Source organism: Pseudomonas sp. PS01299, from assembly GCF_029960145.1.
GTDB classification, from domain to species: Bacteria; Pseudomonadota; Gammaproteobacteria; order Pseudomonadales; family Pseudomonadaceae; genus Aquipseudomonas; species Aquipseudomonas putida_A.
The window spans coordinates 1-11934 of the sequence record NZ_JASCPO010000184.1; the positions used below are offsets into that span (position 1 = coordinate 1).

The following is an 11934-nucleotide window of genomic DNA, read 5'->3' on the forward strand; positions in this document are numbered from 1 at the left end:
GGCTTGCTCGCGAAAGCGGAGTGTCAGGTACCGGGATGCTGACTGATACACCGCTTTCGCGAGCAAGCCCCTCCCACAGGGGAGATTCGGCGCCCGCCAAAAAAATCATAAAAACAAAACAGGTACCTTGCGATGCATAACCAGATTGCCAGCTTTCGCGCGGCACTCGACGCCCGTCCTGTGTCCCGCTATCAGTGGTTATTGCTGATCCTGCTCGCCTTGCTGCTGGTCACCGACGGCTATGACGCCCAGGTGCTCGGTTACGTGGTGCCGGCCCTGGCTCAGGACTGGGGGCTGGAGAAAGCCGCGTTCGGGCCGGTTTTCAGCGCCAACCTGTTGGGCCTCACGCTCGGCTCGCTCGCGGTGACGCCGCTGGCCGATCGCTTCGGCGTGCGGCGAATCCTGCTCGCCTGCGTGCTGATCTACGCCAGCCTGACGGTGTTGATGGTGTTCGCCGATTCTCTGAACACCTTGATGATCGCGCGCTTCATCTGCGGCATCGGCATGGGCGGTGCGATGCCCAGTGCCATGGCCTTGATGTCGGAATATTCACCGCCGCGTCTGCGCACCTTGATGGTGACACTGGCCGCTTGTGGGTTTTCGTTTGGCGGTGCGGCGGGTGGTTTTGTCGCCGCTGGCTTCATCGACCGCTTTGGCTGGCAAGCGGTGTTCCTTGCCGGTGGTGTCACGCCGTTGCTGCTGTTCCCGTTCCTGTGGTGGATGCTGCCAGAATCGCTGCCACGTCTGCTGCGCGATGCACCGCCCTATGTGCGCCTGCGCAAAGTCACCGCGCGAATGCTGCCGGACTGGCAACCGCCGGCCGCGACCGTCGAACAGAACGAGCGCGAGCAGGGCAGCAAGCTGACCGTGGTCGAGCTGTTCCGCAACGGTTATGCGCGCCCGACCCTGCTGATCTGGGCGACGTTTTTTGTCAGCCTGATTCTGCTGTATTTCATGATCAGCTGGCTGCCGACGCTGTTGCTGGAAAGCGGTCTGAAACTCAATGAAGCGAATCTGGTGACCTCGATGTTCCTGTTCGCCGGTACCTTGGGCGCGGTGTGCATGGCCTGGTTCGCCGACCGTTTGAAACGCAAGGTGCGGCTGCTCTGCGCGGTGTTGGCCGGGGCGGCGCTGTGCACGATTCTGCTGGGCTTGAACCACGACAACCCGCGCTATCTGGTGGCCTGCGTGTTTGCCGCCGGTTTCTGCATCATCGGTGGGCAACTGACGCTGAACGCCTTCGCCAGCAACTTCTACCTGGCGCATGTACGCGCCACGGGCACTGGCTGGGCGTTGGGGGTCGGGCGCTTCGGTTCGATCCTCGGGCCGCTGTTCGGCAGTATGCTGCTGGCGATGCACATTCCGGTGACGCAGATTTTCTTCTTCTGCGCGATACCGGCGGTTATTGCGGCGCTGCTGATCATCCAGGTGCGTTCGCCTTCAGATATCCCGCAATCCAATGTGGGAGCGAGCTTGCTCGCGAAGAACGATAACGCGGTCTGACAGGAAAATCGGTGGCGCCTGCTTCGCGGGCAAGCCACGCTCCCACAAGGGATCGTTGTGATGCAGAAGAATGGGTTCACGCTGAACCCTGTGGGAGCGGGCTTGCTCGCGAAGGCGATTCAGGCTTCGATGCATTCATCGCTGACACCACGCTTTGCGAGCAAGCTCGCTCCCACACAGGGATTAGTGGACGACTGAATTCGGCGGCAGGTGCCCAAGCCGCTCAGTCAGGCGCAGGCGCTGGATCGGATCGTCGCTGAGCAGCAGCGCATGTTCCAGATCGAAGCGCTCGGCGTTCGGACAGTCGAGCCGTTGATACAGGCTGGCGCGAGCCAGATAGTCGGCGGCGCTGGCACCGCCCAGTTCCAGCACGCGTTCGGCATCGATCAGCGCGGCAATGTAATCCTCATGCGCCAGATGCAACTGCCGCAGGTTGCGTGACAGGCGCTGGAGCATCTGCTCTGGGCTGGCGGTGGCCAGATGGTCAGCGTTGAGTTTGAGGTGCGCGCCGTACTGACGTTGCAACAACTCGCGACAGTCATTGGGGTACAGCCGCCGACCGCCGCAGGGATCCAGCAGGTGATCAGCACCGGGTACCCGCAGCAGGAAATGCCCGGGGAAGTTCACTCCGACCAGCGGAATCTCCAGACCACGGGCCAGTTCCAGAGCAATCAGGGACAGGGTCAGCGGCTGGCCGCGGCGGGTCTGCAACACTTTGTGCAACAACGCGACCTGTGGGCGTAGCGGCAGAAAATCGTCCTGAGAGAAGCCCAGATCATTCAACCGCCGCAGCAACGGTTGCGCCAGTTCGCTGACTGGCAGCATCGGCAAGCCGTAGCTGACGCGCTGTTGCAGCTCCTTGAAGTCCTGTTGCAGCGCTTCGACATCGAGGCCTTTTTCGTGCTCGGCAGCCATCCACAGCGCCGCTTCGAACAGCGCGGGCGGTGAACGGTGCAGACACTCGAAAAAGCGTTGGCGCGGACTCATCGAAATCTCCGGGGAATGCCTCGTTTTAGCCCCGTCCGCGCCATTCGTCCAGTACCGGCCAGGTTATGCCGCAAAGTCGCCGTCGAAGCGGGCGCTTATTCCGGTGCGCTTCAGCAATTTTTGGGCGCAAGCCTATACTGGCGTCTACCAGAAGTGATTCGGGAGCCTGCCGATGTTCGCTCTCATGCAAAGCACTCGCCTGGAATCGCTGCACCTCAGCGTTGACCCGGTCACCGGGTTGAAGGCGGTCATTGCCATTCATAACAGTCGCCTCGGGCCTGCCCTGGGCGGTTGCCGTTATCTTGCCTATCCCAACGACGAATCCGCAGTCGAGGACGCCATTCGCCTGGCCCAGGGCATGAGCTACAAGGCGGCACTGGCCGGGCTCGATCAGGGCGGCGGGGTGGCGGTGATTGTGCGCCCGGCGCATGTGGAAAACCGCGCTGCGTTGTTCGAAGCGTTTGGCCGCTGCATCGAGCAGCTCGACGGTCGCTACATCACCGCCATCGACAGCGGCACTTCGGTAGCGGACATGGATTGCATCGCCCAGCAGACCCAGCACGTCACCAGCACCACCTCGGCCGGCGACCCGGCGCCGCATGCGGCGATGGGCGTGTTCACAGGGATTCGCGCCACCGCCATGGCGCGGCTGGGCAGCGACAATCTTGAAGGCTTGCGCGTGGCGATTCAGGGCTTGGGCAACGTCGGTTATGCACTGGCCGAGCAGCTACACGCGGCAGGCGCCGAATTGCTGGTCAGCGACATCGACCACGGCAAGGTGCAACTGGCGATGGAACAGCTCAACGCGCATCCGATCGCCAACGACGCCTTGCTCAGCACACCCTGCGACATCCTTGCGCCGTGCGGTCTCGGCGGGGTGCTCAACAGTCACACGGTGACGCAATTGCGCTGCTCGGCGGTGGCCGGTTCGGCGAACAATCAACTGACGCATCTGGACGTGGCCGATCAACTGGAGCGGCGCGGGATTCTGTATGCGCCGGATTATGTGATCAACGCGGGCGGGTTGATTTATGTCTCGCTCAAGCATCGCGGCGAAGAGCTGGGGACAATTACTGCGCACCTGTCGAAGATCAGTTCGCGGCTGACCGAAGTGTTTGCCCATGCGCAGGCCGAGAAGCGTTCGCCAGCGCGGGTAGCGGATGAGTTGGCAGAGAAAGTCCTATATCGCTGAAAAGCAAAAGATCGCAGCCTGCGCCAGCTCCTACATATGGAATGCGTATTCCCTGTAGGAGCTGCCGCAGGCTGCGATCTTTTCGATTCAAACGTGGTTACTTGGCAGCTTTCGCCGCTTTAACCGGCTTCACTGGAGCTTCTTCCGGCTCAGCCGCTGCGTCTTTTTCGACTACTTCTGCCGGTGCATTGATCAGCTCCGACAGCGCATCAGGCTGGCTCTTGAAGGCCTTGGCGAACACATCGCGGTTCTTCGCCATGTAGATCCCGACTTCTTCAACCTGTTGCTCGTTCAGCGACGGCACGGCTTTTTGCAACACTTCGGACAGCATCTCGGCCAGTTCGAGCATTTTGTCATGACGGTCAGCTTCGGCTTTATCCATGAACAAGCGCTCCAGATCTCGGCTGCTGCGGTATACCACTTCGACGGCCATTCACCACCTCACATGCCTTCACATTTAGTTGTCTTAGCGACTACTGTATTTATATACAGCGAAAGGATAAGCGAATCCCTGCGCTTTGGGTAGTGGCTTTTCAATGTAGACCGGATTCGGGGTTTTTCCTGATTCACGCGCCTCAAACCAAACGACCCGCACACGGCGGGTCGTTTGGTTTATTTGGTTTCAGAACTTACCGCTGGCGTAACCGCCATCGATGGGCATGATCACACCCGTGACGTAAGCAGATTGATCGCTGAGCAGCCAGAGCACCGCGTTGGCCACTTCGTCCGCCGTGCCGAAGCGCTTCATCGACGTCACGTTGATTTTACGCTGAGTGTTTTCCGGTGCGGCTTTCAGGCGTGCCTCGCTGTTCATGCCGCCGAGGATCGGCCCCGGGGCGACCGCATTGACGCGAATGCAGCCGCCGTCTTCCAGCCGCGCATTCTCGATCGACGCCACCTGGGTCATGCCGTTGATCGCCTGCTTGCTGGCGACATAGGCGACCTGGCCGCCAATCGGTACCACGCCGGCGCAGGACGAGGTATTGACGATGGCCCCGGTGCCGCGGGTGAGCATCAGTTGCAGTTCATGGCGCATGCAGTGGTAGGTGCCGTTGACGTTGATGTTCATCACCTTCATCCAGTCCTCCGGGCACGATTGCGCGAGCGCTCCGTATTTGGCGGTCACGCCGGCATTGTTGAACGCGCAATCGAGGCGGCCGTAGGCCGAACGAATGGTCGCGAACGCCTGCTCGACCTGCGCCGGATCACCGACATCGCAGGCGATAAAGCGGCAGTGTTCACCCAGCCGATCGGCCAGCGCCGCGCCTTTTTCCTCGTCCCGGCCGAACACGATCACATCGGCGCCGGCCTTGATCAGGCGTTCGCTGACGGTTTCGCCAATGCCGCTGGTGCCGCCGGTGACCAGGCAGACTTTTCCTAGAAAATCGTACATATGTCGCATCTCCTTATGCCAACGCGGGGCGTAAATATTTCGGGTTTACGCAGCAATACACCCGATCCAGTCGCGGATTGCTTTTGTCACTGAAGCACTGGCTGTCCCATCGACATTTGTGGATGTCGGCGGAGCGGCCCTGCAGGGTTTTATTGATCAGGTCGTTGTCGGCAAACAGCGCCCGCGACATCCCCACCCAATCGCATACGCCGTCGGCGAGCAACTGCTCGGCCTTGTCCAGACCGTCGATGAAACCGGCGTAACCCACCGGCACTGTCGACACCGACTTGATCGCCCGCACTCCGGCTTGCAGGTAGTGGTCCATGGTCTCGGAATGCACGATCAACTGGCCGAAGGTCGCGCCCATGCACATCGAACATTCCAGCGCGGCAACGCCGGCCTGACAGAGCGCCTGCACGGTTTCCTTGAGGTCCGGATATTGCAGCCCTTCAGCGCCCAGACGGTCGTCGATGCCCAGACGAATAGTGACGATCAGTTGGCCCTGGGTGCGCTCGCGGATGGCCTTGACCACGTCGAGCAACAGTCGCGCACGGTTCTCTTCGCTGCCGCCATATCGGTCAGTGCGCTTGTTGGTGTGCGGCGAGAGAAAACTGCTCAGCAGGTAGCCGTTGGACGCCTGCAATTGCACCAGACGCGCGCCGTTGGTCCAGGCCAGCCAGGCGGAATGGGCGAACTGCTCGATCACCAGGGCGATGTCGCTTTCGTCCATGATCCGCACGCGATAATCCGGATCAAGTTTCGACACGCGCGGGCAGGGCACGCCGCTCGGGGTCAGCACGGCAACGCCGGTGTGGGTGGTGGTGCCCTGACCGCCGTAATGCTGCAGTTGCACACCCACCGGCGTGTTGACCTGCTCGGCCATGGCGAACATCGCCCTGAGCGATTCGCCCTGCTGCTGTTCGAACAGGCCGAGCCCGGTGCTCTGTAAACGCGATTGCGGCGAGACCGTGGCGTTGCACAGAAACGCCATGGAGCAACCGCCCTCCATGATGCCCTGATAGAACTCGATCATGGCGGGCGTCACACACCCGCTGTGATCGGCCAGGTCCACGCCCATCGACGCGAAGAACAGCCGATTGCGCAACTCCAACCCGCCGGCCAGCCGCAGGGGCTCCAGCACGTGGGGATAGCGCGGCATCATGCTTCCTTCCTTTGTTCGGGCATCGCCGAAGCTTGGTCGAAGGTCATCCACAACGGTTGGCCGAGGACGGGCGCCGGAACCGGGGCGGTTTCTTCGTGGGAGAAGTAAGCGAACTGTTTGAGCACTTCGCGCCACTTGAAACGCAACGGCGAATCCAGCTCTGCCAGGTGCAGTTTGAGCGTGCCGGCCTTTGTCGCGTCGCTGGCGTGCAGCGATTGCAACGGCAGGCTGATCATCCCTTCGTTTTCCAGGTACAGGTAGACGTGTCCGCGCTCGGAGGCCTCAAGCGGACTGTCGCATTGCACTTGCAGGCCGGCCATCGACAGCAGCTCCAGACGGGCGGAGAGGTGACGACCTGAATCCAGGCGCACCAGCACTTCATGGCGGATGCCCTTGAGCGGACGGAACCAGCAGGCGGGGTCGATGTTGATATTGCGCATGCGCTTGAACACCGGCATCTTGATCACTTCACCGTGCAGGCGAATGTCGGCCACCAGCTCGCCCCGCTGGAAGAATCGCGCACGCTTGTCGACCTTGCGCGCCCGCGGCTGGGCCATGCCTTCGTAGTCGCCAACCAGCACATCCACCTGAAACGAAGACTCGGTGTAACGGGGAAAACTCGACAGCAGATCAACGATGGAAATCGACACCTCACCGCGGGCATAACCGCTGTGCTCGTAGAACTGCGCGTACATCGCCTGGCGTGCCGCTTCGATCAGCATCAGGCCGGGCACGTGCTCGTGGTGCTTGCGGTAGAAAAAGTAATTGGCGGTGTCGTTGAACAGGGTGAAATAGAGCAGACCCTGCTGCGGGCAGCCGTCCAGGTTTTTCAGGACATCATGTACCTGCCGGCGCTGATCGAGGCTCAGGCCGTTGCCGCAACCGGGCAGTCGAGCCAGTTTGGCCTCGGTGCTTTCCAGCACCCAGATGCCGCTGAGGATCAGGTGGTCGGTGGCCTTTTCGTAATTCGTCAGCAGTTCCGGCAGACAGTCCGACAGGCCTGCCTGTTCGAGCTCTTCCAGGTCAATGATGGTTGGCAGCGAGCGCAGCACCAGACGCTCGCTGTCGAGCCGATAGGCCTGATTGACGATCTCCAGATCCATTGGATCAAGGTTCGCCCGTTGCACGATGGCGGCCGGCAGCCAGGCCGGCAGCAAGTGGTGAGCGTCGTAAATCAGCACATCGTCATCGTGGCCCTTGTGGACGATGTCTTTGGCAACTTTCCTGTGCATGTCGATCATGATCATCCCTCTGTGTTGAACGTTGGTTGTAAGGCAGTTGCTATCCATGGCGTGAAATCGACCCACACCGAAAGGTGCTGCTCGACGCGTGTCAGCAGCTTCAGTTGATGTGTTTTCTTGTTTTCTTGTTTTCTTGTTTTCTTGTTTTCTTGTTTTCTTGTTATCGAGTGTCGGGCAGGGTTACTGCACCGTGATGTAGCAGGCGCCCAGGGTTCGGTTGTCCAGAACCTGCAGCGGCGCCAGCCATTTGTAGTCGATGCCGCCACGTCTGAGCAGGCGTCCGATGGCAACCGGGGACACTGACACCAGATGTGAAACGCCGCAGGTTCGGGCGTACTCCAGTGTGGCCATGAACAGGCCAACGGTGTTTTCGTCGGACATCATCTGTTCGTTTTTGCCGCCCTCGGCATCGAGGTCAAGTGAGGTGAAACGCGACAGCTCCCAGATGTCATCGCCGCACGGGGCAGGCTTGTCGCCGAGCAACGAAGTGAATACTTCACTCAGCAGATACGGCTGGGTGGTGGGCAGCAGGCGGGCGCATCCCTTGATGTTGCCGTCGTGCTCTTCGGCGACAATGTAGTGAGTGCCGCTGTGATCAAATTGGTCGAACTCGAAATCGTCCGGCGTGGATAATTGCCAGCCGAGGCGTTCGACGAACACCTGATAGCGATATTGAGCCAAGCGTTGACGCTTTAGTGTCGTCAACTCGTCATAACGTCCTGACAAGTAATCCATCACAGATTCCGTTTAGTGATTGGTTGGGTGGCGATTAAAGTGCACACTGCGCTCGCATACTACCTGTCACCCTTGACAGCTAGCGGAAACATTTGGAAATATGCTAGGCATGTTGGCAAGAGGCCGACAGCATTAACTGTGGGAAAGGAATCTCTATGTCATATTGGCAGGCTGAACTGTTGGAAAACGCCATGTCTGCAACGGATGTCGAGTTGTTGTTCGACAGTATCAAGACCGTCGCCAGGCAGTTGGAGTTTGATTATGTGGCTTACGGGTCACGCCGGCTTTTCCCCATCACCAAACCTTGTCTTTTTCTCGCCAATAATTATTCGCCCGCCTGGCAAGCTGCCTATTCCGCCAATCGTTACCTGGACATCGATCCTTACGTCCAGCGCGCAATGCGCAGCGTGAAACCGGTGCTGTGGGACGCTGAACTCAAGGCTCAGATGCCCGAATTCTGGCAGGATGCGCAGGCTCACGGGCTCTCGGAGGGCTGGGGGCAGACGCTGCTCAACAGCGAAACTCAAGGGCTGGTGACCTTTGCCCGGGGCAGCGGGACGATCACCGCGCAGGAACTCGAAACCAAACAGGCACAGTTGTCCTGGCTGGCCCAGATTACTCACCTGGGGCTGACGCGCCTGCAGATGCGCGGCGCCGATTCGGTGCTCCCGGTGCCGATAGAACTGTCGCAGAGAGAAAAGGAAATCCTGCAATGGACCGCTGACGGAAAGTCATCGGACGATGTTTCGGTGATCCTCGGTATCAGCAAAAGGACAGTAAACTTCCATATTAATCATTGCCTGAAAAAACTCGGTTGCCAAAACAAGATTGCCGCTGCAGTTAAAGCTTCGCTGATGGGCCTGCTGTGGAAATAATTACCCTGATAATTTATTGGATAACTAACTGGTGAATAACCGGAGTGTTTGTGCGCGAGTTCACAGATTTTCCCGATTAATAATATTTCATTTATAAGCTAATGCCTTTTCAAGCGTAACGAATTCATCAAGAAACTTCAGTTATACCGTCACAAACATTCCTGTCGACGGTGCCTGTTCAACGGTGCGACCAAACGCCACGGCGCAGGTTTCATGCCGGCTCGCCATGATGCGTGGCCTCGTTTCTGCATGGCGCATAGCGCATACGGAAAACCGTCACGTCCAACCGGCATCATCCGCTCGCATCGGGCTAAGGAACATCATCGTGAAAATCAACTGGGCCGAGAAACTGCGGCAAAACGTACATCAACTGGCCGAGTCCCTGGGCAACCTGTTCGTCGAGACCTTCCACTACCTGGCGCTGTTCGCCATTGGTGCGGTGACCGCATGGGCGGCGGTGATGGAATTTCTCGGCATGCTCGAAGAAGGCCACATCAAGATCGATGACATTCTGTTGCTGTTCATCTATCTGGAACTGGGGGCGATGGTCGGGATTTACTTCAAGACCAACCACATGCCGGTGCGCTTCCTGATCTACGTGGCGATCACTGCGCTGACCCGCCTGCTGATCTCCAACGTCTCGCACCACAACCCGCCGGACATGGGCATCATCTACCTGTGCGGCGGCATTCTGCTGCTGGCGTTCTCGATCCTGGTGGTGCGTTACGCCTCGTCGCAATTTCCGTCGGTGAAGATCGAAAAACCGCAACGCAAGCTCGGCGCCGGCTCCGGTGAACACCCCGAGATCGAGAAGGGCGAGCTTTAAAGCCCCATCGACGGCCGAGGCTGGCCGTTGCTCTGCTGCGGTGGCGGAGGCAGCCCGTCGCCGCTGGTCATCGCTTCAAGGATCGCCATGGCGCTGTGGCCCTGTTCGATGGCGATGCCGAACTGAATGCTTTGCACCAGCCGCTTGAGCCGTACCGGATCGTTGCGCTGTTCGGCGCTGATCATCCGTTTGGCGACGATTCGGCCGCTGTTCGACAGGGTCAGCATGATGCTGCCGTCCAGCCCCTGAATGCTCAGGTTGATCTGATAGTCCGGCGCGAAGGCATCGGTAATGATCTGAAAAGGGTTGTCCATGATGCGTCACCGCCTGATTGAACGTGCAGTTGTTGACCGGCCGTGATCGGGTTGGTTCGCAATACCTGATCATCGGCGATTCCGTGGCCTGTGTTGTTGCTTTAGGTGGGAGCTGCCGCAGGCTGCGATCTTTTGCTCTGCAGCGTCTTGATGTGCGTCATGCAGATCAATAGATCGCAGCCTCGTTGCACTCGACAGCTCCTGCACAGGTCATAGCAAGGGCTGTGCCGGGAAAATTGTTGGACAATGGATACGGCATAAAAAAGGCGAGCCCATGGCTCGCCTTTGTCATTTGTGGCCCGTTTCAGGGCAGAACCGAGTAGATGATCGCCGACAGTGCAATCAGGCCGATCAGCACCACGAACACGTTGGACGCCTGTCCCGAGTACTGGCGCAAGGCTGGCACACGGCGGATGGCGTACATCGGCATCAGGAACAGCAGGCAGGCAATCACTGGCCCGCCGAGGGTTTCGATCATGCCGAGGATGCTCGGGTTGAACGTCGCCACGGCCCAGCAGCTGAGGATCATGAACAGCGCGGTCGCACGGTTCAGCCAGCTCGCCGACATCACCTTGCCACGACCGCGCAGGCTCTTGACGATCATGCCCTGAAAGCCTTCGCTGGCGCCGATGTAGTGGCCGAGGAAGGATTTGGTGATCGCCACCAGCGCGATCAGCGGCGCGGCGTAAGCGATGACCGGGGTCTGGAAGTGGTTGGCGAGGTACGACAGGATCGAAATGTTCTGCGCTTTCGCGGCCGCCAGATCCGCCGGCGACAGCGCCAGCACGCAGCTGAAGCAGAAGAACATCACCGTCACCACCATCATCCCGTGGGCCATGGCGAGGATGCCGCTGCTCTTGCGTTCGGCCTCGGCGCCGTAGCGCTGCTTCTGGTCAACCGCGAAGGCGGAGATGATCGGCGAGTGGTTGAACGAGAACACCATCACCGGGATCGCCAGCCACAGGGTCTTGAGGAACGTCGACAGCGGCATCGCTTCCTTGGCGCTGGCGAAGAACGCGCCGTTCCAGTTGGGGATAAGGCTCAGGCCGAGCAACAGCAGCGCGGCGACGAACGGATAGACCAGCACGCTCATGGCTTTGACGATCACGTTCTGCCCGCAGCGCACGATCGCCATCAGGCCGAGGATCAGCACCAGCGACAGGATTGCCCGAGGTGGCGGCGCGATGTGCAATTGATGTTCGAGAAAACTGCTCAGGGTGTTGGTCAGTGCAACGCTGTACACCAGCAGGATCGGGAAGATCGCGAAGAAGTACAGCAGGGTGATCAGCTTGCCGGCACCGATGCCGAAGTGTTCTTCAACGACTTCGGTGATGTCGCCAGAACGCCCGGACAAGACGAAGCGGGTCAGGCCCCGGTGGGCGAAAAAGGTCATCGGGAACGCCAGCAACGCCAGAATCAGCAACGGCCAGAAACCGCCGACACCGGCGTTGATCGGCAGAAACAAAGTGCCGGCACCGATGGCGGTGCCATACAGACCGAGCATCCAGGTGGTGTCGGATTTGCTCCAGCCCTTGTGGGCTATTTCGGTGTTGCGTGTGCGATCTACAGCGGGATTTTCGGCAGCAGGTGTACGTACATCGGTCATCGTTTTTGCCTCGTTATTATTTTTGCTCGGGCTCACGGTTGGGGGGGCGCCAGTTTGGGCCCCCCCCGCGGGGCACGCCCGTGTCGAATAAACAAAACAC

At 59.6% G+C, this 11934-nt stretch carries 11 protein-coding genes and 1 pseudogene; 4 read left to right on the forward strand and 8 right to left on the reverse strand.

The features are described 5' to 3' along the window. Positions 1–132: 132 nt before the first annotated feature. Positions 133–1503 (forward strand): aromatic acid/H+ symport family MFS transporter, encoded by a 1371-nt coding sequence (locus QMX91_RS23565; RefSeq protein ID WP_282413464.1) that lies wholly within the window; start codon positions 133–135, stop codon positions 1501–1503. Between the two features lie 183 nt (positions 1504–1686). Here QMX91_RS23565 and QMX91_RS23570 read toward each other — a convergent pair whose 3' ends face one another. Then, positions 1687–2490, reverse strand: a complete 804-nt coding sequence (locus QMX91_RS23570; protein ID WP_027610885.1) for a transglutaminase family protein — start codon at positions 2488–2490, stop codon at positions 1687–1689. A gap of 172 nt (positions 2491–2662) precedes the next feature. Here QMX91_RS23570 and QMX91_RS23575 point away from each other — a divergent pair, with 172 nt between their 5' ends. Beyond that, positions 2663–3682, forward strand: a complete 1020-nt coding sequence (locus QMX91_RS23575; RefSeq protein WP_047597781.1) for a Glu/Leu/Phe/Val dehydrogenase dimerization domain-containing protein — start codon at positions 2663–2665, stop codon at positions 3680–3682. A 193-nt stretch (positions 3683–3875) separates the two neighbouring features. On the opposite strand, the pseudogene QMX91_RS23580 reads toward QMX91_RS23575, so the two are convergent. From QMX91_RS23580 to QMX91_RS23600, 5 genes and pseudogenes are all read right to left on the reverse strand, one after another. Next, positions 3876–4115: pseudogene (locus QMX91_RS23580) on the reverse strand (YebG family protein); the annotation flags it as partial. 189 nt (positions 4116–4304) lie between these two features. Next, positions 4305–5075: an SDR family NAD(P)-dependent oxidoreductase gene (locus QMX91_RS23585; protein ID WP_135294985.1), complete on the reverse strand. Its 771-nt coding sequence runs from the start codon at positions 5073–5075 to the stop codon at positions 4305–4307. 13 nt (positions 5076–5088) lie between these two features. Beyond that, the gene (locus QMX91_RS23590) at positions 5089–6237 is read right to left on the reverse strand and encodes an NADH:flavin oxidoreductase (RefSeq protein WP_282413465.1); all 1149 of its coding nucleotides are present in this window, start codon (positions 6235–6237) and stop codon (positions 5089–5091) included. Next, a complete protein-coding gene (locus QMX91_RS23595) occupies positions 6234–7478 on the reverse strand; it encodes an AfsA-related hotdog domain-containing protein (protein WP_027610890.1) in 1245 nt (414 codons plus the stop codon). The genes QMX91_RS23590 and QMX91_RS23595 overlap by 4 nt, the downstream gene beginning before the upstream one ends. 180 nt (positions 7479–7658) lie before the next feature. Continuing rightward, positions 7659–8213, reverse strand: a complete 555-nt coding sequence (locus QMX91_RS23600; protein ID WP_027610891.1) for an acyl-homoserine-lactone synthase — start codon at positions 8211–8213, stop codon at positions 7659–7661. Positions 8214–8368: 155 nt separating this feature from the next. Between QMX91_RS23600 and QMX91_RS23605 the strand changes: the two genes are divergently transcribed. Then, positions 8369–9088, forward strand: coding sequence for an autoinducer binding domain-containing protein (locus QMX91_RS23605; protein WP_027610892.1), 720 nt, complete (start codon positions 8369–8371; stop codon positions 9086–9088). Between the two features lie 325 nt (positions 9089–9413). Beyond that, positions 9414–9914, forward strand: coding sequence for a phosphate-starvation-inducible PsiE family protein (locus QMX91_RS23610; RefSeq protein ID WP_003221775.1), 501 nt, complete (start codon positions 9414–9416; stop codon positions 9912–9914). Here the strand turns inward: QMX91_RS23610 and QMX91_RS23615 are convergent. Continuing rightward, positions 9911–10228 carry a DUF3509 domain-containing protein gene (locus QMX91_RS23615; RefSeq protein ID WP_007968083.1) on the reverse strand — a complete coding sequence of 106 codons (318 nt, stop codon included), beginning with the start codon at positions 10226–10228 and terminating at the stop codon, positions 9911–9913. The genes QMX91_RS23610 and QMX91_RS23615 overlap by 4 nt on opposite strands. A gap of 304 nt (positions 10229–10532) precedes the next feature. Beyond that, positions 10533–11834 (reverse strand): HAAAP family serine/threonine permease, encoded by a 1302-nt coding sequence (locus QMX91_RS23620; RefSeq protein WP_115988185.1) that lies wholly within the window; start codon positions 11832–11834, stop codon positions 10533–10535. Between the last annotated feature and the right edge of the window lie 100 nt (positions 11835–11934).

What these genes read in the sequence shown, in the direction of transcription:
- QMX91_RS23565 (WP_282413464.1), top strand. Translation starts at nt 133, where the DNA reads ATGCATAACCAGATTGCCAGCTTTCGCGCGGCACTCGACGCCCGTCCT.
- QMX91_RS23570 (WP_027610885.1), bottom strand. Translation starts at nt 2,490, where the DNA reads ATGAGTCCGCGCCAACGCTTTTTCGAGTGTCTGCACCGTTCACCGCCC.
- QMX91_RS23575 (WP_047597781.1), top strand. Translation starts at nt 2,663, where the DNA reads ATGTTCGCTCTCATGCAAAGCACTCGCCTGGAATCGCTGCACCTCAGC.
- QMX91_RS23585 (WP_135294985.1), bottom strand. Translation starts at nt 5,075, where the DNA reads ATGTACGATTTTCTAGGAAAAGTCTGCCTGGTCACCGGCGGCACCAGC.
- QMX91_RS23590 (WP_282413465.1), bottom strand. Translation starts at nt 6,237, where the DNA reads ATGATGCCGCGCTATCCCCACGTGCTGGAGCCCCTGCGGCTGGCCGGC.
- QMX91_RS23595 (WP_027610890.1), bottom strand. Translation starts at nt 7,478, where the DNA reads ATGATCGACATGCACAGGAAAGTTGCCAAAGACATCGTCCACAAGGGC.
- QMX91_RS23600 (WP_027610891.1), bottom strand. Translation starts at nt 8,213, where the DNA reads ATGGATTACTTGTCAGGACGTTATGACGAGTTGACGACACTAAAGCGT.
- QMX91_RS23605 (WP_027610892.1), top strand. Translation starts at nt 8,369, where the DNA reads ATGTCATATTGGCAGGCTGAACTGTTGGAAAACGCCATGTCTGCAACG.
- QMX91_RS23615 (WP_007968083.1), bottom strand. Translation starts at nt 10,228, where the DNA reads ATGGACAACCCTTTTCAGATCATTACCGATGCCTTCGCGCCGGACTAT.
- QMX91_RS23620 (WP_115988185.1), bottom strand. Translation starts at nt 11,834, where the DNA reads ATGACCGATGTACGTACACCTGCTGCCGAAAATCCCGCTGTAGATCGC.